Origin of the sequence: Corynebacterium comes (genome assembly GCF_009734405.1) — a bacterium.
Lineage (GTDB): Bacteria > Actinomycetota > Actinomycetes > Mycobacteriales > Mycobacteriaceae > Corynebacterium > Corynebacterium comes.
Map to the genome: position 1 here is coordinate 681226 of NZ_CP046453.1, position 21844 is coordinate 703069.

Below are 21844 nucleotides of genomic sequence, written 5' to 3' on the forward strand. Positions count from 1 at the left end.
GGTGAAGTGAATGTCACCCGACGCGGGGTGGAGCAGCTCGGTAGCTCGCTGGGCTCATAACCCAGAGGTCGTAGGTTCGAATCCTGCCCCCGCTACCAATTCCGACAGCCCCCTGGATCCCTGGATCCAGGGGGCTTCGTCGTTTCCGGGGTCGCTTGAATCCGGGGGATGCAACCCGCATCCGTCGGCACCGGGAACCCCGAACCTGGGAGAGCGGTAACCGTTCGGACACGACGCTCCGGTGCACCTGCCGCACCGGGGGTGTCGTGGCATGATATTGGGGAATTCATTGAGCATCACCAGAAGGGGACCCCACCTCACATGCGAAGGCATACCCGCGTTAGAAGATTCATGACGGCGACGATGGTGACGGGTGCGGTGATGCTGGCAGTTCCCACTTTCGCTGGAGCCGAGACTCCGGCAGTACCCGCGGTGCCGGTGATGGACGCATCCTCCGCGGAGCTTCCGGTCGAGCAACCCGCCGGTCAGGTGGAGGTCTCCTCCGCTGACGTACTCAACCAGGTCCGCGGCCAGCTGGCCACCATCGGCGTGCACACCCAGGGCGTGGATGCGGCTGTCACTGACGCGGTGGACGCGGCAATCGTGGCGCACGTGCCGAACACCACGTTGCGCGAAACCACACCGGAGGATCTCGTCACCGAGGTGGCCGTCGGCGAGAGCAGCCGTGCGGAGTATGTCGAGCAGACGGATCTCCAGGTGGAGATCACGGACGAGATGCGTGAGCGTTTCGTTGAGGAGGACTCGGTCCCGCTGGACCAGAACTACGTCTGGACGGACGACCCGGTGTCCAAGGTCATGGCGGGCAAGCCCTTCGCGGACTGGATCCTGCACCGTGTGCCGGGCTCGTGGTTTGATGCGCCGCGGATTCCGGAGGAGTCAATGGTGGTGCAGAACCAGGACGCGTCATTGTACGGCCCGGGCACGCCGATCTACCTGGGCGACAGCATGATGTGCACCCTGGGTGCGGCGGGTACGGATGCGCAGGGCCGTAAAGTGGCGATCACCGCAGGCCACTGTGGTCAGCCGGGTGATCAGGTCTGGTCCGCGGACTCCTGGCAGGTCGGTCCCACCGGCACGGTGGTCGCCAGCAACCAGCTGTACGACTACTCGGTCATCGAGCTGGGTTCCAACGCGGAGGTCACCCGTTCCTACAACGGAGTGACCGTCAACAGCGTGGGCGGCCCGGTCGCCCCGGGCGACATTCTGTGCAAGCAGGGCGTGGCCACCGGCAACACCTGCGGCAACGTGTGGTCGGTTGATGAGGAACTGCAGGTCTCCCAGGTCTGCGCCATGGTGGGTGACTCCGGTGCACCGGTGCTGGCAGGTGACCGCATGGTGGGCATGGTGTCCGGTGGCGTGTGGGGCGATCAGCGTCTCTCCTGCCAGTCCCCGCTGCAGGGTCAGCTGTTCATGCCGACCGCGTCCATCGCGATGGACGCGGTCCTCGCGGATGTCAACGCCCGTGGGGGAGTCGGCGCCGGCTTCCGCCTCGCCGACTAGCTCAACCCGGAGCCGGCCGGAGCAGCCCTCAACCCTCGCCGCGAAGTGCGGCGAGGGTGTCGTCGTGCAGCAGGCCGTTGGTGGCGACTGCGTCGCCGCCGTGGGGGCCGTCCTCACCGGCGAGAGAGCTGAAGCGGCCACCGGCCTCGGTGACCAGGATCGACAGGGCAGCCAGGTCCCAGAGGGAGACCTCCGGCTCGGCGGCGATGTCGACGGCGCCTTCCGCCACCAGGCAGTAGGAGAAGAAGTCCCCGTAGCCGCGCAGGCGCCAGGTGGCGTCAGACAGGCCGATGAAGTTCTCCCGCAGGTCACGTGCGGCCCAGCCTTCGAGGGAGGAGAAGGCGAGGGAGGCGTCGGAAAGCGAGGAGACGCCGGAGACGCCGAGTTTCTTCGGGGAACCGCCCTGGAAGGTGCGCCACGCACCGGATTCCTCGGCGGCGTACCAGCGGCGGGCCAACGCGGGGGCGGAGACGACGCCGACGACGGGGCGGCCGTCGACAAGCAGGGAGATCAACGTCGCCCACACGGGCACACCGCGGACGAAGTTCTTGGTGCCGTCGATGGGGTCGATCACCCACTGGCGGCCCTCGTGGGTGGCCTCGCCACCGAATTCCTCGCCGAGAATAGCGTCGGAGGGACGTGCGTCCGCGAGTTTCGCGCGCAGGGCCTTCTCGCAGGCGAGGTCTGCGTCCGAGACGGGGGTCATGTCGGGCTTCGATGTGACGTTGAGGTCGGTGGCCTCGAAGCGCTCGAAGGTCAGTGCGTCAGCGATATCCGCGAGTTCGAGGGCGAGGGCAAGGTCATCGGCGTACGTGCTCATGCTCACATACTAGCCAGCGCGGACGTGACCTGTTCCACTGCGCGGGCGTTGCCTGCCACACACCAGGTGACCCCACCGGCCTCGATCTTCACGCCCACACCGCCAGCACCTTCGACCAGGGCTTTGCCGGGCAGCCAGTCCCAGTCGGCGACGGAATGCTGCAGCCACACGCCCATCGTGCCGTCGGCCACCGACCCCAGGTCGACGGAACCGGCACCGAGCATCCGCAGGGTGGCGAACTCATCGACCGCCCGGACCCACGCGTCCCGGCGCTCCGGCCGGGCCAGCGAGGTCGGGTGCAGATAGGTGGCCAGGCACAGCTGGTTCGCATCCACCTGAGGGAGCTTCTCGACGCCCTGACCGTCCCGCGTCGTCGGGATCTCCGGGCCGCCGAACCAGGTGTAGCCCATGGCCGGGCGGTGTACCGCACCGAAGATCAGCCGGGACGGGTCCGCGGGGTCGCCTTCGACCAGCGCCAGTGCCGAGCACCAGTAGTCCGAACCCGCGGTGAAGTTGTAGGTGCCGTCGACCGGGTCGACGACCCAGGTGCGGCCGGACGTCGACCGCCGGTTCGTGCCCTCCTCGCCGATGATCCCGTCCTCGGGACGCAGTAGTGCGAGAGCGCCGGCGATGAACTCCTCGGCCGCATGGTCAGCCTCTGTCACCACGTCAGAGACCGAACTCTTGTGGTTGGTGGACACCCCCTGCTCGCGCATCCGCCAGGCCAGGCGGCCTGCGTTGTAGACGAGTGCCTGGGCGAGGTGCTCGTCCGAATCCTGGTCATGGGCGATGGCGAAGGTCTTCGTGATCGCGGCGAGCATCTCTTCGAGGCTGGCGGCGGGATGCTGGTTGGTCATGGCCCCTATTGTGCACCGGGCGGGTCCGGGCTTCCGGACGAGGGGCGGGGGCGGACCACCCGCAGCCTCATGGAGATCATCCTCCGGGCAATCCTTTTCGGTCCGGTGGGCCGGCCGACATGGTGTGTTCTGATGCCGGGGTTTGGCGGGGCCCTCCGGGCGGCTGGTCCCGACGCCGGGACGGGCGGGAAACCGGGGAGCACACGGGGACAAGTAGACTGTCGGGTTATGCGACCGGAAATCTCTGCTGCACTCGAAGATCTGGACTCCACCCTCACCACGATTGAGAAGGTGATGGACCCGGAGGAAATGTCCGCGCGTGTTCGCGAGCTCGAGCAGCAGGCCTCCGACCCGAGCCTGTGGGATGACCCGGATCATGCCCAGAAGGTCACCTCCGAGCTGTCCGCCGTGCAGGGCAAGCTGCGCAAGCTGGGTGACCTGCGTCAGCGCCTGAGCGATCTGCCGATCGTGTACGAGCTTTCCGAGGAGGAAGGCGACGGCGAGGAGCTGGCCGACGAGGAACTCGCGGAGGTCCGCGAACAGATCGAGGCTCTCGAGGTGACCACGATGCTCTCGGGGGAGTATGACCAGCGTGAGGCCGTGATCAGCATCCGTTCGGGTGCCGGCGGTGTGGATGCCGCAGACTGGGCGGAGATGCTCATGCGCATGTACACCCGGTGGGCGGAGAAGAACGGCCACAAGGTCGACGTGTACGACATCTCCTACGCGGAGGAGGCCGGCATCAAGTCGGCGACCTTCGTGGTGCACGGCGAGTACATGTACGGCCAGCTCTCCGTGGAGCAGGGTGCCCACCGGCTGGTGCGCATCAGCCCCTTCGACAACCAGGGCCGCCGCCAGACCTCCTTCGCCGAGGTGGAGGTTCTGCCTGTGGTGGAGAAGGTCGACTCCATCGATATCCCGGACAATGACGTCCGTGTGGACGTGTACCGTTCCTCCGGCCCCGGTGGCCAGTCGGTGAACACCACCGACTCTGCTGTGCGGTTGACGCACATCCCCACCGGCATCGTGGTGACGTGCCAGAACGAGAAGTCCCAGATCCAGAACAAGGCCTCCGCCATGCGCGTCCTGCAGGCGAAGCTGCTGGAGAAGCAGCGCCAGGAGGAGCGCGCCGAGATGGATGCGCTCGGCGCCGGCGGCCAGGCCTCGTGGGGCAACCAGATGCGTTCCTACGTGCTGCACCCGTACCAGATGGTCAAGGATCTGCGCACCAACTACGAGGTCGGCGACCCCTCGAAGGTGCTCGACGGTGACATCGACGGTTTCCTGGAGGCCGGCATCCGCTGGCGGATGTCGCAGCAGGAGGCGTAGCAGGAGCCGTAGCGCTTCCTGGCAACTCCTTGGCACCTGCCCGGGGGGCAGATCGCGGGTGCCGTCGGGTGCGCCCGGTTGGCTACAGTGTGACACGTGATCACCTTCGATTCCGTGACCAAGGTCTATCAGACCTCGACGCGCCCGGCCCTGGACAACATCTCGCTGCACATCGACAAGGGCGAGTTCGTGTTCCTCATCGGTCCGTCCGGGTCGGGCAAGTCCACATTCCTCCAACTGCTCATCCGGGAGGAGAACGTCACCTCCGGGGACATCCACTTCTCCGACCTTCACGTGAACCAGCTGCGCGGCGGGCAGGTCAGCCAGCTGCGCCAGCGGATCGGCTACGTCTTCCAGGATTTCCGTCTGCTGCCCAAGCTCAACGTCCACGACAACGTGGCCTTCGCGCTGGAGGTCATCGGGAAGAAGCGGGCCCAGATCGACAAGGCCGTGCCGGAGGCCCTGGAGATGGTCGGTCTGGCCGCCAAGGCGGACCGCATGCCCAATGAACTCTCCGGCGGCGAGCAGCAGCGCGTCGCGGTGGCACGGGCCGTGATCAACCGCCCGCTGCTCCTGCTCGCGGACGAGCCCACCGGCAACCTGGACCCGGAGACCTCCGACGACATCATGTCCCTGCTGACCCAGATCAACCGGGGTGGCACGACGGTGGTGATGTCCACGCACAACGCCCGGGCGGTCGATGACATGCGTAAACGTGTCGTTGAGCTCAGCCTGGGCAAACTCGTGCGCGATGACGCCCACGGTGTCTACGGCGAATCCCGCTAGCGCAAGACGAAAAAGGAGCACATACTGATGAACACCGGATTCGTCCTGCGCGAGGCCTTCCGCGGTCTGGGCCGCAACTTCACCATGACCGTCGCCCTCGTCATCACCACCGCGATCTCCCTGGCACTGCTGGCCACGGGATTCCTGGTGACACAGATGACCGAGGACACCAAGGACATCTACCTCGACCGTGTGGAGGTGATGATCCAGTTCGACGAGGAGATCTCCGCCACCGACGCCGACTGTTCCTCAGAGGGCTGCGTCGAGGTCCGCGAGCTTCTGGACGGCGCCGAAGGCGTCGAGTCCGTCACCTACCGCTCGCGGGAGCAGTCCTATGAGCGTTTCGTCGAGGTGTTCCAGGACACCGACCCGCAGCTCGTCGCAGAAACCTCGCCCGATGCGCTGCCCGCCGCCCTGCACGTACGCCTGAGTGACCCGCTGGACCAGACCCCGCTGGAGCCGGTGCGGGATCTGCCGCAGGTGGACACCATCGTCGACCAGGTCGATGACCTGCGCGGGGCCACCGAGAACCTCGACGCGGTGCGCAACGCCACCTTCCTGGTAGCGGCGGTGCAGGCCGTTGCCGCGATCTTCCTCATCGCGAACATGGTGCAGATCGCGGCGTTCTCGCGGCGGGACGAAATCTCCATCATGCGCATGGTGGGCGCCTCCCGCTGGTTCACGCAGGCGCCGTTTGTGCTGGAGGCGGTCATCGCCACGCTCATCGGCGCTGTCCTGGCCACCGTGGGGCTGTTCCTGGGCAAGGAGTTCGTCATCGACAAAGCCCTGCACGGCCTCTACGAGTCCCAGCTGATCGCGCCGGTGACCACGAACGACATCTGGCTGGTTGCCCCGGTCGTCACAGTGATCGGCGTCATATTCTCCGCCATCACGGCGCAGGTCGCGCTGCGCAGTTATGTGAGAAAGTAGACGGATGACCTGGACCCTGGCACTCGCCGTCACCCCCTCCGGAATCGGTGCGGCAAAAACCGGCACGAGCAGTGTCCCCGAAACCACCGGCTATTTCCCGGAGTTGGACCGCGCGGTGGGATTTTCCGCCGGAGGCGAGTCCACCCCCACCCCGGAGAAGACGGTGCTGGTCGTCGAGGTGGGTATTCCCTCACAGCAGCTCAAGTGGTTCCTCGGCGAGCTGATCATCGCCGGCATCCCCACCGGGACGATTCAGGTGCGCAGCGACGTCGAGGTCCTCACCACCGCCTTCGGCGGCCCGGTCCTGCTTGTCGACGCCGACCGGGAGACCATGGTCCCCCCGTCCGGCACGGGTGGGGAACCGCTGCACGCCGGCCGCGCCGGGGAGATCGTCGAGGACACCGGCACGAAGGTGCTGCTCGTCGGGCACGAGGACGTCCGCGGCAGGACCCTCACCGCCTTCCGGGACCTGGATCCCGTCGTCCTGGACCGTTCGGACGTGGCCAGGCTGGCCCTGGAGAACCCCACCACCGGGTCGCTGCTCTCCCTGGACCCTGCGAAGGATCCGGTCGCGGTGGCGAGTCGAGCCACGAACAGGAGCGTCACCGGCTACATGACCATCCTCGTGGTCGCGCTCGCGGTCGTCCTCGCCCTCTCCTTCCTCTTCTGACGATGAGCTGGTCCCTCGGCCTCTCCGTGGGCCCCGGCGGGGTGGGATCGGCGGTGGCGTCCGATGAAGGCGGGGTGCGGCTCACGGGGACGTTCCCCACGACCGGGGATGCCGTCCGGGCGGCTCTGCGGGAGAACGACGGCCCGCCCGCCCGCGTCACGCTGGTCCACCCCTCCGGGGTCACCATGCGGGAGCTGCGCAGCGAGATCGGGGACCTCGCACTGGCCGGTGTCCCCGACGACAACGCGCAGTTGCGCGCGGATGTCGAGGTGCTCAGCGCCCTGACCGGCAACCATGTCCTGCTTATCGACGCCGACCGTGACCTCCTCGCCGCGCACCCCGGCAGGACCGAGCCGTTTGACCCGGCCAGATTGGCGGCGCTGGTGGCAAGGGAGCCGGGCGAGGTGACGGTGGCCTTGACCGGGCATCCGGAAACCAGGGACAGATACCACGTGGAGGCCCGCGACTACGCGCCCATGCTGGTCGAACGCCCCGCTCTGGCGGGGCTGGCGCTGCAGATACCGGCCACCTCTGTGCTGGTGACCATGCCGCGTACCGCCGGAGCGCTCCGCACGCGAACGCCCATTCCACCTGTCCTGATCGCCATCCCGGTGCTGGCGATCATCCTGCTGCTTCTGCTGCTGTGACGCGCCGGGTAGCATGGACCGGACTATGGGCAAGAAAAAGAAGACACAGGACCGCAGTGTCCTGGCCACCAACCGCCGCGCCCGGCACGACTACCACATCCTGGAGACTTACGAATGCGGCGTCGTGCTGGTGGGCACGGAAATCAAGTCGCTGAGGGAGGGCAAGGTTTCCATCGCGGATGCCTTCGCCACCGTCGATGACGGCGAGGTGTGGTTGCGGAACCTCCACATCCCCGAGTACTCCATGGGGTCGTGGACCAATCACTCGCCGAAGCGCACCCGTAAGCTCCTGCTGCACCGCCGTGAGATTGACTCCCTCATGGGCAAGGTCCGCGACGGTAACCGCACGTTGATCCCGATGCAGCTCTACCTCAAGGACGGGAAGGTCAAGCTGGAACTCGGGCTGGCGCAGGGCAAGCAGGACTACGACAAGCGGCAGGACATCAAGCGCCGCACCGAGGAACGTGAGGTCACCCGCGAGCTCGGTCGCCGCATCAAGGGCATCAAGGGTTGATCCGCGCGGTCAAGATCCACGACGTCCTGCGTGGCGACGTCGCCGTGCAGGGTCGGGGAGTGCTGGTCGACCGGCTCTGGCCCCGCGGGGTGGCCAAGGCCGACCTGGACTGTGAGTGGCTCAAGGACGTCGCTCCTTCCCCGGAGCTGCGCATGTGGTTCAACCATGACCCGGAGAGGTGGGAGGAGTTCCGGGCCCGCTACCGGGCGGAATTGAACGCGGGACTGAAGGCTGGGAATGCGGACCTGGCGACATTGACTGCACTGGCTGACGCCGATGTGACGCTCCTCTTCGGTGCCGCCGACCGCGAGCACAATCAGGCAATCGTGCTCGCAGAATGGTTGACGGAACGGGTCTCAAGGCGTTAAGATGAACCATCCTGCGGATAGATTGCACAATCCCGCCGCAGAGTACGGGGCTGATTTTGGTTTCGACTTCGTATATTGAGCCAGGGGAAGCGTGCCGGTGCAGGCTGAGGACCACCGTGAGCGTCGCAGCAAAACCATAAGCGCCGAGAACTCTCAGCGCGACTACGCCCTCGCTGCCTAAGTAGCGATCGCGTGTCTGTCAGACCGGATTTGCCTCTGATCCGGACCCTGGCATCGACTAAGGGGCTTGCCTTTCGGCCGCGTCAGCGGGGTCGAAAGGGACACTTACCGCTGACTGGGCCCATCATCCGGAACGTGTTCGTCCGAGCCGGAGGGCCGAGCAGAGATCTGGCGCGAACTGCGCACGGAGAAGCCCTGGCGAGGTAACGGAGGACCCGGGTTCAATTCCCGGCAGCTCCACCAAGTGGGACAACCCCAGACCATCACTGGTCTGGGGTTTCCTTCATTTGGGGGCCCTGTCGGATTTCGCCTGACACCCGCAGAGAGCTGCACTGATGGCTGTGGCGGGGATGCGGTGCGTGCATTATCGGCAGGCGGGTGGGGTGGTTCCCCTGTGCTGACGACCGAAGCGCCTTAAGGTCAGATTTGTACATCTCCCCCCACTGTCTGGAGTTCACGTGCATCATTCAATGACGACCCGCCTGGCCGCAGAGCTGCTGGGTACCTTTGTCCTGGTCTTCGGCGGATGCGGCAGTGCGATCTTCGCCGCCAGCGTCCTGTCCGCCGACAACCCCAACGTCAACATGGGCATCGGTTTCGTCGGTGTCTCCCTGGCCTTCGGTCTGACTGTTCTCACGATGGCCTATGCCGTCGGCCACATCTCCGGCGGGCACTTCAACCCGGCGGTGACTCTCGGCGCGTTCCTCTCCCGCCGGGTGGAGGGGGCGGCGGTGCTCCCGTACATGGCTGCCCAGGTGGTGGGAGCCTCGGTTGCCGGCGGTGTCCTGTACCTGATCGCATCAGGTAAGGAGGGTTTCTCTGCCGTCGAGTCCGGTTTCGCCACGAACGGCTACGGGGATCTGTCCCCGGACGGCTACTCGCTGGTGGCGGTCCTCCTCGCCGAGGTCGTGCTCACCGCGATCTTCCTCTACGTCATCCTCGGCGCCACCGACCGTCGGGCGCCGCAGGGTTTCGCGCCGATCGCCATCGGTCTGGCGCTGACCCTCATCCACCTGATCTCCATCCCGATCTCCAACACCTCCGTAAACCCGGCGCGTTCGCTGGGCGTGGCCTGGTTTGCGGGAAGTGAGCCGCTGGTCCAGGTCTGGGCGTTCATTCTCGCCCCGTTGCTCGGTGCTGCCATCGCCGGCCTCACCTACCGGCTGATCTTCCCCGATCAGAGCGACCACGTCATGGAGGAGATCGGCAGCTGATCATTGACCGTCCCGCACGCAAGGAAGAAGGCTGCAGGGTTCGGATCTGGCGCAGGTACTGGCGCGGCGGGGGTTCGGGGTATAGCATGTATGGGTACACGTCAACAATATCTAGAGGAGCCCACATGTCCAAGATTTCCACTGCCATCCTCCGCGGCGTCTCCGGCGCCTTCATCGCCAACTCGGGCGTGGGCAAGATCGGCATGCCGGCCGAGTACTCCGCCGGCATCCAGCAGATGGCGGCTTCCGGTATTCCGGCCATGGCCAAGCTGCCCTCCGACAAGTTCGGCACCTTGCTCGGTTATGCCGAAACCGGCATTGGCGCGGCCCTGCTCGCGCCGTTCGTGCCGAACAAGCTGGCTGGCGCGGCACTGACCGCCTTCTCGGGTGGGCTGATGACCATGTACTTCGCTAATCCGGAGAACACCGAAGCGGACGGCATCCGTCCGTCCCAGGAGGGCACCAGCCTGGCCAAGGACGTCTTTATGCTGGCCATCGGCCTGGCGCTGATGGCTCAGGGCGGGAACAGCAAGTAGGTCTGGTCGGAGAACCTGACGCGACAGGGATCTTTGAGCCGGCGTCCCGGGCATCATGCCCGGGACGCCGGCTTTCCCATTGGCTCGGGCGGGCCTAGGGGATGTCCCGGAGATTTCCCGGGGGGTGTGTCAATCGACACTGTTCTGGAGCTAAGGTGAGCCAAAGCAATGTTCCGGCTGATGTTCTCTTAAGTGTCCTGTCACCTCGGAGTTTGGTGGGGCGGGGCCGAAAGGGGAGAATTTATCTCAAGATAGGCTTGCCTAACTAGAGGTGGGTCTTGTACGGTTGCCGCTTAGGGTTACCTAACCTAGCCCCGCCAGGACGCTGGTTCACGTTTGACGCGAAGGACACCAAAGACACCATGGCACGTATCCGCCACTCCCTGATCGCCGCAGTCGCCGCTGCCGGCCTGCTGCTCACCGCCTGCTCTGACGGTGGCACCTCGACGGCAGACCAGTCGAACGCGACCCCGGCGTCGGAAAGCACGATCACGGTCGAGGACAACTTCGGCACCCAGGAGATCGCCCTGCCGGTGGAGAAGATCGCCTCCACCGACAACCGCACCTTCGAGGTGCTCAACGCATGGGGCATCGAGCTGGTCGCCGCGCCGAAGCAACTCGTCCCGTTCACCGTCCCGGAGTACAAGGACAACACGGACATCCAGGACCTGGGCACCCACCGGGAACCGAACCTCGAGATGCTCACCGCCGCGGAGCCGGACCTGATCATCAACGGTCAGCGTTTCACGCAGCATCGGGACGCCATCGTCAAGCTCAACCCGGACACCGCCCTCATCGAGCTGGAGCCGCGTGACGGCGAGCCCGTCGAGGCGGAGCTCAAGCGCCAGGTCACCGAGCTGGGCAAGGTCTTCGAGAAGGAGAATGAGGCCGACAAGATCATCGCCGACTTCGACGCAGCCCTCGAGCGCGCAAAGGCCGCCTACAACAAGGACGAGAACGTCATGGCCGTCAACGTCACCGGCGGCACCATCGGCTACATCGCGCCTTCCGTCGGCCGCACCTACGGCCCCGTCTTCGACATGATCGGTCTCACCCCGGCGCTCGAGGTTCCGGAGGGCTCAAACAACCACATGGGAGATGACATTTCCGTGGAGGCCATCGCCGCGGCCAACCCGGACTGGCTGCTCGTGCTCGACCGTGACGCCGGCACCACTGACCGCGACTCCGCCGACTACCGCCCGGCCGCCGCCATCGTCGAGGAATCCGACGCACTGCAGAACGTCACCGCCGTCAAGGAGGGGCAGATCTCCTACGCACCGGAGGACACGTACACCAACGAATCCATCATCACCTACACCGAGATCCTCAACGATCTGGCCGATGCATTCGAGAAAGCCCAGAACTAGCGCCGGACAGGCAGAGCAGTAGAGTAGCCACACCATGACGACACCGATCACCCCGACCGCGGCGGCCCCACCTGCGCCCCGTGCCACGCGCACGAGGAAGAAGCTCTTCGACTGGAAGCTGCTCATCGGTGTTCTGGTCGTGGTCGGACTGCTCGGACTGTCGCTCTCGGTCGGTCAGTACAACATCCTGGACACTGACGACGGGTGGCAGATGTTCTTCACCACCCGCGTGCCCCGCACCATCGCCCTGGTATTCGCGGGCGCGGCGATGGCCATGGCGGGCCTGGTCATGCAGCTGCTCACCCAGAACCGTTTCGTCGAACCGACGACCACCGGTACCACCGAGTGGGCGGGCCTCGGTCTGCTCACCGTCATGTACTTCATCCCGGCTGCCACGGTCATGGAGCGGATGTTCGGAGCGGTGGTGTTCGCGTTCATCGGCACGATGGTCTTCTTCCTCTTCCTCCGTCGTGTTTCGCTGCGCTCGAGCCTCATCGTCCCGATCATCGGCATAATGCTGGGAGCGGTGGTCAGCTCGGTCTCGACGTTCTTCGCCCTGCAGACGGACATGCTGCAGAACCTGGGTGTGTGGTTCGCGGGTTCCTTCACCGACATCCTCCGCGGTCAGTACGAGGTTCTCTGGCTGGTCGCACTGGTCGTGCTGGCGATCTTCCTCTTCGCCGACCGGCTCACCGTCGCCGGCATGGGCGAGGAGATCGCCACCAACGTCGGCCTCAACTACAACCGGATGGTGTTCATCGGCACCGGCCTGATCGCGGTGGCCACCGGCGTGGTCACCGTCGTCGTGGGCAACCTGCCCTTCCTGGGGCTCATCGTCCCGAACATCGTCTCGATGTTCCGGGGCGATGACCTGCGCTCCAACCTGCCCTGGGTCGGGCTTCTCGGCATCGGCATAGTCACCGTCTGCGACCTCATCGGCCGCACGATCATCGCACCCTTCGAGATCCCCGTCTCCGTGATCCTCGGCATCATCGGCGCCATCGTCTTCGTCAGTCTGATTGTGAGGCAGCGCCGTGGATAAGAACCGCTACGTGGACCGGATGGTCGAAGAATCCACCGCCGACGGCGTCGACAACTACCTCCGTGAGGCGACGACCCCGGAGGCCAGGCGTTATGAACGAGCCGAGGACCACTGGCCCGGGTACGCGGTCAAGCCGCAGTCCGCCCGCAGCGCCGGGGCTTTCCAGACGGTCAGGGCGGCCCGGAAGTACTGGATCATCCTCGGCACCGTGGTCACGCTCGGCCTGCTCTTCGCCTTCGGCCTGCTGGCCTGGAACAATCCGCTGCCCTTCGGCACGGAGGGGTTCTGGCTCATCGCCGAGAGGCGCGCGGACGCAGTGATCGCCATGGCCATCGTCGCCGTCTGTCAGGCGGTGGCGACCGTCGCCTTCCAGACGGTGACCAACAACCGCATCATCACGCCGTCGATAATGGGCTTCGAATCCCTGTACACCGTGATCCACACCTCCACGGTCTTCTTCTTCGGTGCCGCCGGCCTGATCGGCGCGCGCACCCTGGAGACGTTCGTGGTGCAGCTGATCCTCATGATCGGGCTGTCGCTCATCCTGTACTCCTGGCTGCTCACCGGCCGACACGCCAACATGCACGCAATGCTGCTGGTCGGCATCGTCATCGGCGGCGGCCTGGGCTCGGTGTCCACGTTCATGCAGCGCATGCTCACGCCGAGCGAGTTCGACGTGCTCACCGCCCGGCTCTTCGGTTCGGTGAACAACGCCGACCCGGAGTACTACCCGGTGGCCATCCCGCTGTGCCTGATCGCCGCGGGGCTGCTCTACCTCAATTCCCGCCGCATGAACATCCTGTCCCTGGGCCGGGACACCGCCACGAACCTGGGCCTGAGCTACAAGGGCCTGGCGATCGCCACCCTCGTACTGATCTCCGTCCTCATGGCCGTGTCGACCGCACTGGTCGGGCCGATGACCTTCCTCGGTTTCCTGGTGGCCACCCTTGCCTACCAGTTTGCCGACACCTACGATCACCGCTACCTGTTCCCCATGGCTGTGGCCATCGCCTTCGTGGTGCTCTCCGGCGCGTACTTCATCATGAACCACGTGTTCTACGCGCAGGGAGTGGTCTCCATCATCATCGAACTCGTCGGTGGTTCCGTGTTCCTCTTCGTCATCCTCCGAAAGGGTCGACTGTGATCACTCTGACCAATGTCCGCAAGGAGTACAACAGCGACGTCGCCATCGGCCCGGTGAATCTGGAGATTCCCGCCGGCGGCATCACCGCGCTCGTCGGACCCAACGGCGCCGGCAAGTCGACGCTGCTCACCATGATCGGCCGACTTCTGGGGATGGATTCCGGCGACATCAAGGTCGCCCAGTACGACATCACCACCACCAAGTCGAAGGACCTGGCCAAGATCCTGTCCATCCTGCGCCAGGAGAACCACTTCATCACCAAGCTGACGGTCCGCCAGCTCGTCGGTTTCGGCCGCTTCCCGTACTCCCACGGTCGTCTGACCGAGGAGGACGAGCAGATCATCTCCCGCTACATCGACTTCCTCCACCTCACCGACCTGGAGGAGCGCTACCTCGACCAGCTCTCCGGCGGCCAGCGCCAGCGCGCGTATGTGGCGATGGTGCTCTGCCAGGAGACCGACTACGTGCTTCTCGACGAACCCCTCAACAACCTCGACATCGCCCACTCCGTGCAGATGATGCAGCACCTGCAGTCCGCCGCAAAGGAGTTCGGCCGCACCATCATCGTGGTGCTGCACGACATCAACTTCGCCGCCCGCTACGCCGACTACATCTGCGCGGTCAAGGCCGGCCAGATCGTTGAGTTCGGCTCCCCGCGCGAGGTCATGCGCGATGAGATCCTCACCGACATCTTCAACACCCCCGTGCAGGTCATCGAGGGCCCCAACGGACTGCTGGCCGTTTACCACTAGATGCCCGCCTGGCTTGAGCGTCACCAGATCGCCCTGTATGTCGGGGCGATCCTGCTCGGTCTTCTTGTCAGCGCCCCCTCACTCCGCGTGCTGGTCACGCCGGTGCTGGGGGCGCTGCTCTTTGTCACCTTCCTGTCGGTTCCGCTGACGAAGATCCGCATCAATCCCCGCTTCCTCACGGCTCTGGCACTGCTCAACGGTCTCGTCGTCCCGGCGGTGGCGGGCCTTCTCGCATCACCGCTGCGTGACGACGCCGTCGTCTACTCCGCCGTCCTCCTGGTCCTGCTGGCCCCCTGCATCGACTACGTCATCACCTTCGCGGGCCTGGCAGGCGGCGCCCGCGCAGAGCTGCTCGCGGCAACTCCGCTCCTCCTTCTCGGACAACTTCTCCTGCTTCCGCTGCTCCTGCGCTTCTTCCTCGGCCCCACTGACGTGTTCTCCGCGGGGCCCTTCCTCGAGGCATTCCTCCTGCTGATCGTCCTGCCTCTCGGTGCCGCCTTCCTCGTGCAGCGACTTTTGGTGCGTCACCGGTGGGCGAGGCGTATCGACGCCGCCGGCACCGCCGCCATGGTCCCGCTCATGATGGCCACCCTGTTCGTGGTGCTCGCTGCTTTCGCCGGGGGAGTGGTCGGCCACTGGCAGCGACTCGCCCTGCCGGCGGCCGTCTATCTGGCCTTTGCGCTCCTGATGATCGCGGTGGGCCTGACTCTGGGAGCTGTGCTGCGTCTGCCTGTCCCGTTGCGGGTGGCGGCGACGTTCAGCGGCGTCACCCGCAACTCCCTGGTGGTCATGCCGTTCGCGCTGGCGATGCCGGGGACGCTGGCGCCGGTCGTTGTGGTGACCCAGACGCTGGTCGAACTGGCGGTGATGGTGGTGATGGTTGCCCTGATGCCGTTGTTTGTGTGTGGAAGGGGTGTGTGACCTGGTGATTTAGTGTTCGGGCGGAACTTCCGTATAGTCATTCTCGTTGCCAGGAACGGTTACCGCAAGGTGGCCGGGTGGGCAACAGGAAACGAATGTTGCAGTCCGGAGTTGACACGGTCAGACCGGATCGGTAAGTTCAATCAAGCTGCTGAACAGCCGGGGCCCGTGAGGGACACGGTAATCGGTGTGCGGATGTTGTGTGAGAACTCAATAGTGTGCCAATGTACTTTTGTTTGTGACTTTGGTTGTGTCGTTCATCGGCCCTTGCTCCCCGTGTTGTGGGGGTGGGGTGGGTGTGTGCCGGGTGGTACCTGTTCATAACAGGGTGCCACTGTAAATAATGCGCGCGGTGGTTGTCATCGTGTGAGTTGTTGTGGCGCAGGCATGGTCATGGTCGCTGATAGGAAGTAGGTGGCCCCCGTTTCCTTCCCCGTCAGGGTGGGTGAGGGGTCACAGATTTTTTTATGTGATCATGGCGTCCCGGACCCTTGAGTGGTTCGGGGTGGCTGTGGTTGTTTTTTGGCAATCAACTGAAACATCATCGCCTGTGGGTGGTGGTGTGCTGGTTGTTTGTTTTTGGTTGGGTTTGGGCTTTCTACGCCTGAGACTTTTTCTGAAGTTTTTGTGGAGAGTTTGATCCTGGCTCAGGACGAACGCTGGCGGCGTGCTTAACACATGCAAGTCGAACGGAAAGGCTCCTTCGGGAGTACTCGAGTGGCGAACGGGTGAGTAACACGTGGGTGATCTGCCCTGCACTTCGGGATAAGCCTGGGAAACTGGGTCTAATACCGGATAGGACCTCTCTTTAGTGTGGGGGGTGGAAAGGTTTTTCCGGTGCAGGATGAGCCCGCGGCCTATCAGCTTGTTGGTGGGGTAATGGCCTACCAAGGCGTCGACGGGTAGCCGGCCTGAGAGGGTGGACGGCCACATTGGGACTGAGATACGGCCCAGACTCCTACGGGAGGCAGCAGTGGGGAATATTGCACAATGGGCGGAAGCCTGATGCAGCGACGCCGCGTGGGGGATGACGGCCTTCGGGTTGTAAACCTCTTTCGACAGGGACGAAGTGAAAATGACGGTACCTGTATAAGAAGCACCGGCTAACTACGTGCCAGCAGCCGCGGTAATACGTAGGGTGCGAGCGTTGTCCGGAATTACTGGGCGTAAAGAGCTCGTAGGTGGTTTGTCACGTCGTCTGTGAAATTCCGGGGCTCAACCTCGGGCGTGCAGGCGATACGGGCAATACTTGAGTGCTGTAGGGGAGACTGGAATTCCTGGTGTAGCGGTGAAATGCGCAGATATCAGGAGGAACACCAATGGCGAAGGCAGGTCTCTGGGCAGTTACTGACGCTGAGGAGCGAAAGCATGGGTAGCGAACAGGATTAGATACCCTGGTAGTCCATGCCGTAAACGGTGGGCGCTAGGTGTAGGGGACTTCCACGTCTTCTGTGCCGTAGCTAACGCATTAAGCGCCCCGCCTGGGGAGTACGGCCGCAAGGCTAAAACTCAAAGGAATTGACGGGGGCCCGCACAAGCGGCGGAGCATGTGGATTAATTCGATGCAACGCGAAGAACCTTACCTGGGCTTGACATACACCGGACCGGCGTAGAGATACGTCTTCCCTTGTGGTCGGTGTACAGGTGGTGCATGGTTGTCGTCAGCTCGTGTCGTGAGATGTTGGGTTAAGTCCCGCAACGAGCGCAACCCTTGTCTTATGTTGCCAGCACGTCATGGTGGGGACTCATGAGAGACTGCCGGGGTCAACTCGGAGGAAGGTGGGGACGACGTCAAATCATCATGCCCCTTATGTCCAGGGCTTCACACATGCTACAATGGTCGGTACAGCAGGTCGCCAACTCGCGAGAGTGCGCTAATCCTTCAAAGCCGGCCTCAGTTCGGATTGGGGTCTGCAACTCGACCCCATGAAGTCGGAGTCGCTAGTAATCGCAGATCAGCAACGCTGCGGTGAATACGTTCCCGGGCCTTGTACACACCGCCCGTCACGTCATGAAAGTTGGTAACACCCGAAGCCAGTGGCCCAACCCCTTTGTGGGAGGGAGCTGTCGAAGGTGGGATCGGCGATTGGGACGAAGTCGTAACAAGGTAGCCGTACCGGAAGGTGCGGCTGGATCACCTCCTTTCTAAGGAGCTTGACAGTCGGCGTCGCGGTAGCGGCGTCGCATCCGCTGGTTGGGGTTGCGAATGTCAACCCGCCGGCGAACAGATAATCGGGTGGACGCACACCGTGAGGGTGGGCGAATTTCAGCCGGGGTCACAGACGTTGAAGAGGGTATGTTGGCACGCTGTTGGGTGTCTGGGACAACATTGTTGTTTCGGTGATCATCCATGTTTTCGTCGGTGCCGTGGGTACCGGGGTGCTGCCGGGTCCTCCTTGTGGGGGGTCGGTGGTGTCCCGGTGCGGGTGCCGGTGGGGGTGGGTGGTGTGTTGTGTGAGAACTGTATAGTGGACGCGAGCATCTTTATTTTGTGTGTGCCGTGTGCCTTTGTCCCTGCTTTCGGGTGGGGGAGGGTGTGCGGTGAATGTTTGTGTGAGTGTTAGTTCACCCGCCGGTCGGCCTGTCCCTGTTGTGGGGGTGGGTGGGTCGGTGGAATGTGTTTGTAGTAAGGGCGCATGGTGGATGCCTTGGCATACTGGGCCGATGAAGGACGTGAGAGGCTGCGTTATGCCTCGGGGAGCTGCCAACTGAGCGTTGATCCGAGGATGTCCGAATGGGGAAACCCGGCCACCGTTATGGGTGGTCACCTCACAGTGAATTCATAGCTGTGGTGGAGGTTGACGCGGGGAAGTGAAACATCTCAGTACCCGTAGGAAGAGAAAATAAGGTAATGATTCCGTCAGTAGCGGCGAGCGAACGCGGATGAGGCTAAACCGTGTGTGTGTGATACCCGGCAGGGGTTGCACATGCGGTGTTGTGGGATGCGATGGGGGTGGCCTGCCGGCTGCCCGCACGATGTGCATGTGGTCAGCGGAAGTGGTCTGGGAAGGCCCACCGGAGCGGGTGAGAGTCCCGTACGTGAAGACTGTGTGTGCCGTGTTGTCGTATTCCCGAGTAGCAGCGGGCACGTGAAATCTGCTGTGAATCTGCCGGGACCACCCGGTAAGCCTAAATACCCAGTATGACCGATAGCGGATTAGTACCGTGAGGGAATGGTGAAAAGTACCCCGGGAGGGGAGTGAAATAGTACCTGAAACCATGTGCCTACAATCCGTCAGAGCACCTCTTGTGTGTGATGGCGTGCCTTTGGAAGAATGAGCCTGCGAGTCAGCGGCATGTCGCGAGGTTAACCCGTTGTGGGGTAGCCGTAGCGAAAGCGAATACTAACTAGTGTGATCTAGTGGCATGTCCTGGACCCGAAGCGGGGTGATCTACCCATGGCCAGTGTGAAGCGACGGTAAGACGTCGTGGAGGCGCGAACCCACTTAGGTTGAAAACTGAGGGGATGAGCTGTGGGTAGGGGTGAAAGGCCAATCAAACTCCGTGATAGCTGGTTCTCCCCGAAATGCATTTAGGTGCAGCGTTGCGTGGTGCTTGCCGGAGGTAGAGCTACTGGTTGGTTGAGCGGGACTACAATCTTAGCAATGTCAGCCAAACTCCGAATGCCGGTTAAGTTAGCGCAGCAGTGAGACTGTGGGGGATAAGCTTCATAGTCGAGAGGGAAACAGCCCAGATCGCCGGCTAAGGCCCCTAAGGGTGTACTAAGTGGAAAAGGATGTGGGATCGCGAAGACAGCCAGGAGGTTGGCTTAGAAGCAGCCATCCTTGAAAGAGTGCGTAATAGCTCACTGGTCGAGTGGTCCTGCGCCGACAATGTAATGGGGCTCAAGTACACCGCCGAAGCCGCGGCAACAATCCACATTGGTGGATGTTGGGTAGGGGAGCGTCGTGCACGCGGTGAAGCAGTACCGTGAGGGGCTGTGGAGTGTGTGCGAGTGAGAATGCAGGCATGAGTAACGAATTGGCAAGTGAGAATCTTGCCCGCCGGATGACTAAGGGTTCCTGGGTCAAGTTCGTCTTCCCAGGGTGAGTCGGGACCTAAGGCGAGGCCGACAGGCGTAGTCGATGGACAACGGGTTGATATTCCCGTACCCGTGTATGTGCGCCCATGGTGAATCAGTGATACTAACCACCCATAATCCGTCACCTGTCAGGCTTTGCCTGACGGGGGCGGGGCGTGCGTGGAGCCTGATCTGGTAGTAGCCAAGCGATGGGGTGACGCAGTGGGGTAGCCGTGCCACTTATTGGATTGTGGTGTAAGCGTGTAGCACGAGGGGACAGGCAAATCCGCCCCTCATCAAGGTGTGAGACGTGATGCGTAGCCCTTCGGGGTGATGTCGGTGATCCCGTGCTGTCGAGAAAAGCCTCTAGCGATGGACATACATGGCCCGTACCCCAAACCGACACAGGTAGTCAGGTAGAGAATACTAAGGCGTTCGGGTGAACTGTGGTTAAGGAACTCGGCAAAATGCCCCCGTAACTTCGGGAGAAGGGGGGCCAGCACCGGTGACCGTTCTTGCAACGTGAGCTGGTGGTGGTCGCAGAGAATAGAGGGAAGCGACTGTTTATTAAAAACACAGGTCCGTGCGAAAACGTTTAAGTTGAGGTATACGGACTGACGCCTGCCCGGTGCTGGAAGGTTAAGAGGACCGGTTAGTGACCCTTGCGGTTGCGAAGCTGAGAATTTAAGCCCCAGTAAACGGCGGTGGTAACTATAACCATCCTAAGGTAGCGAAATTCCTTGTCGGGTAAGTTCCGACCTGCACGAATGGCGTAACGACTTCCCTGCTGTCTCAACCACAGGCCCGGTGAAATTGCAGTACGAGTAAAGATGCTCGTTACGCGCGGCAGGACGAAAAGACCCCGGGACCTTCACTATAGCTTGGTATTGGTGTTCGGTTCGGTTTGTGTAGGATAGGTGGGAGACGTTGATCACATGACGCCAGTTGTGTGGGAGTCGTTGTTGAAATACCACTCTGATCGGATTGGATACCTCAACCTTGGCCCATGATCTGGGTCGGGGACAGTGCCTGGTGGGTAGTTTAACTGGGGCGGTTGCCTCCTAAATAGTAACGGAGGCGCCCAAAGGTTCCCTCAGCCTGGTTGGCAATCAGGTGGTGAGTGTAAGTGCACAAGGGAGCTTGACTGTGAGAGTGACAACTCGAGCAGGGACGAAAGTCGGGACTAGTGATCCGGCACCAACTTGTGGATGTGGTGTCGCTCAACGGATAAAAGGTACCCCGGGGATAACAGGCTGATCTTCCCCAAGAGTCCATATCGACGGGATGGTTTGGCACCTCGATGTCGGCTCGTCGCATCCTGGGGCTGGAGTAGGTCCCAAGGGTTGGGCTGTTCGCCCATTAAAGCGGTACGCGAGCTGGGTTTAGAACGTCGTGAGACAGTTCGGTCTCTATCCGCCGCGCGCGTTGAAACTTAAGGAAGGCTGTCCCTAGTACGAGAGGACCGGGACGGACGTACCTCTGGTGTGCCAGTTGTTCCGCCAGGAGCAGGGCTGGTTGGCTACGTACGGAAGGGATAACCGCTGAAAGCATCTAAGCGGGAAGCCTGTTTCGAGATGAGGTTTCTTTTGAGGTTCCCCATAGATGATGGGGTTGATAGGCCGGATCTGGACGCACCGTAAGGTGTGGAGGTGACCGGTACTAATACACCGACAAAAACACATACCATCCCACCTCGTGGGGTGTGTGCAACGCACGTAACACATCAGCAGCACGAAAGACAAAGTGTTGCCCGCGTCCACTATGCAGTGTCTGACACAGCACACCCGTATCACCGGGACACCACCCCCTCTTGTGGGGGGGTTGTTCCGTGGGATGTGTCGGTGGTTGATAGCGGCAGGGAAACGCCCGGTCCCATTCCGAACCCGGAAGCTAAGCCTGCCCGCGCCGATGGTACTGCACCCGGGAGGGTGTGGGAGAGTAGGTTACCGCCGACACTAATAATTGAACACAACTACATAGCCCCAGCACCCGTCCCCGTGATGGTCGCACCCTTCCGCCTGTGTGTGTGGTGGGGTGTGACGGTCACCGGGGGCGGGTGCTTCGGCATCCCCAGGGGCGGGGACGGGGACGTAGCAGGAGGGGGTGGGACCCGGTGATCCGGAGCCGCTTATCCTTGGACGAGGATAAAGATGGAGGGTGCCGGCCGGCAGGTCAGAGAGAACACTGATCTTTCCGCGGAGAGCATGCCAGCGGTCACGACGAAC

The 21844-nt window shown here is 63.1% G+C and carries 17 protein-coding genes, 1 tRNA gene, 3 rRNA genes and 1 other RNA gene; 20 read left to right on the forward strand and 2 right to left on the reverse strand.

What is annotated here, in order from left to right; translation table 11 throughout:
• Positions 1–21: 21 nt before the first annotated feature.
• A tRNA-Met gene (locus CETAM_RS03345) sits at positions 22–98 on the forward strand.
• A gap of 253 nt (positions 99–351) precedes the next feature.
• On the forward strand, positions 352–1521 hold the full coding sequence (locus CETAM_RS03350) for a S1 family peptidase (RefSeq protein WP_231587561.1): 1170 nt from the start codon (positions 352–354) through the stop codon (positions 1519–1521).
• 28 nt (positions 1522–1549) lie between these two features.
• Here the strand turns inward: CETAM_RS03350 and hisN are convergent, their stop codons facing one another.
• Together hisN and CETAM_RS03360 are read right to left on the reverse strand one after the other, a co-directional pair.
• Complete coding sequence (hisN, locus tag CETAM_RS03355) at positions 1550–2341, reverse strand: histidinol-phosphatase (RefSeq protein WP_156227081.1); 792 nt, start codon at positions 2339–2341, stop codon at positions 1550–1552.
• A gap of 2 nt (positions 2342–2343) precedes the next feature.
• A complete protein-coding gene (locus CETAM_RS03360) occupies positions 2344–3198 on the reverse strand; it encodes an inositol monophosphatase family protein (RefSeq protein WP_156227082.1) in 855 nt (284 codons plus the stop codon).
• A 228-nt stretch (positions 3199–3426) separates the two neighbouring features.
• On the opposite strand from CETAM_RS03360, the gene prfB reads away from it, so the two are divergent.
• The 18 genes from prfB (at position 3427) to rrf (ending at position 21574) form a co-directional block, all read left to right on the forward strand.
• The gene (gene prfB, locus CETAM_RS03365) at positions 3427–4527 is read left to right on the forward strand and encodes a peptide chain release factor 2 (protein ID WP_156227083.1); all 1101 of its coding nucleotides are present in this window, start codon (positions 3427–3429) and stop codon (positions 4525–4527) included.
• Between the two features lie 96 nt (positions 4528–4623).
• Entirely contained in the window at positions 4624–5313 is a 690-nt protein-coding gene (ftsE, locus tag CETAM_RS03370; RefSeq protein ID WP_156227084.1) for a cell division ATP-binding protein FtsE, read from the forward strand.
• A gap of 27 nt (positions 5314–5340) precedes the next feature.
• Positions 5341–6243 (forward strand): permease-like cell division protein FtsX, encoded by a 903-nt coding sequence (gene ftsX, locus CETAM_RS03375; RefSeq protein ID WP_156227085.1) that lies wholly within the window; start codon positions 5341–5343, stop codon positions 6241–6243.
• 4 nt (positions 6244–6247) lie between these two features.
• Positions 6248–6913 (forward strand): hypothetical protein, encoded by a 666-nt coding sequence (locus CETAM_RS03380; protein WP_156227086.1) that lies wholly within the window; start codon positions 6248–6250, stop codon positions 6911–6913.
• 2 nt (positions 6914–6915) lie between these two features.
• On the forward strand, positions 6916–7560 hold the full coding sequence (locus CETAM_RS03385) for a hypothetical protein (protein ID WP_156227087.1): 645 nt from the start codon (positions 6916–6918) through the stop codon (positions 7558–7560).
• A 25-nt stretch (positions 7561–7585) separates the two neighbouring features.
• Positions 7586–8074, forward strand: a complete 489-nt coding sequence (gene smpB / locus CETAM_RS03390; protein WP_156227088.1) for an SsrA-binding protein SmpB — start codon at positions 7586–7588, stop codon at positions 8072–8074.
• Positions 8071–8442 carry a DUF488 domain-containing protein gene (locus tag CETAM_RS03395; RefSeq protein WP_156227089.1) on the forward strand — a complete coding sequence of 124 codons (372 nt, stop codon included), beginning with the start codon at positions 8071–8073 and terminating at the stop codon, positions 8440–8442. The genes smpB and CETAM_RS03395 overlap by 4 nt, the downstream gene beginning before the upstream one ends.
• 46 nt (positions 8443–8488) lie before the next feature.
• Positions 8489–8865: a transfer-messenger RNA gene (gene ssrA, locus CETAM_RS03400) on the forward strand.
• Positions 8866–9092: 227 nt separating this feature from the next.
• A complete protein-coding gene (gene aqpZ, locus CETAM_RS03405; protein WP_156227090.1) occupies positions 9093–9836 on the forward strand; it encodes an aquaporin Z in 744 nt (247 codons plus the stop codon).
• A 125-nt stretch (positions 9837–9961) separates the two neighbouring features.
• Positions 9962–10372, forward strand: a complete 411-nt coding sequence (locus CETAM_RS03410; RefSeq protein WP_156227091.1) for a hypothetical protein — start codon at positions 9962–9964, stop codon at positions 10370–10372.
• 362 nt (positions 10373–10734) lie between these two features.
• Positions 10735–11739: a siderophore ABC transporter substrate-binding protein gene (locus tag CETAM_RS03415; protein ID WP_156227092.1), complete on the forward strand. Its 1005-nt coding sequence runs from the start codon at positions 10735–10737 to the stop codon at positions 11737–11739.
• 34 nt (positions 11740–11773) lie between these two features.
• A complete protein-coding gene (locus CETAM_RS03420; protein ID WP_156227093.1) occupies positions 11774–12781 on the forward strand; it encodes an ABC transporter permease in 1008 nt (335 codons plus the stop codon).
• 10 nt (positions 12782–12791) lie between these two features.
• Positions 12792–13925 (forward strand): iron chelate uptake ABC transporter family permease subunit, encoded by a 1134-nt coding sequence (locus CETAM_RS03425; protein WP_407923962.1) that lies wholly within the window; start codon positions 12792–12794, stop codon positions 13923–13925.
• Positions 13922–14677 carry an iron ABC transporter ATP-binding protein gene (locus CETAM_RS03430; RefSeq protein ID WP_156227094.1) on the forward strand — a complete coding sequence of 252 codons (756 nt, stop codon included), beginning with the start codon at positions 13922–13924 and terminating at the stop codon, positions 14675–14677. Before CETAM_RS03425 ends, CETAM_RS03430 begins: the two co-directional genes overlap by 4 nt.
• Positions 14678–15598, forward strand: a complete 921-nt coding sequence (locus tag CETAM_RS03435; protein WP_156227095.1) for an arsenic resistance protein — start codon at positions 14678–14680, stop codon at positions 15596–15598. It abuts the gene before it with no gap.
• 624 nt (positions 15599–16222) lie between these two features.
• A 16S ribosomal RNA gene (locus CETAM_RS03440) occupies positions 16223–17743 on the forward strand.
• Between the two features lie 471 nt (positions 17744–18214).
• A 23S ribosomal RNA gene (locus CETAM_RS03445) occupies positions 18215–21302 on the forward strand.
• Between the two features lie 154 nt (positions 21303–21456).
• Positions 21457–21574 (forward strand): 5S ribosomal RNA (gene rrf, locus CETAM_RS03450).
• Together the 16S, 23S and 5S rRNA genes form the textbook arrangement of a ribosomal RNA operon.
• The last annotated feature ends 270 nt before the right edge of the window (positions 21575–21844 follow it).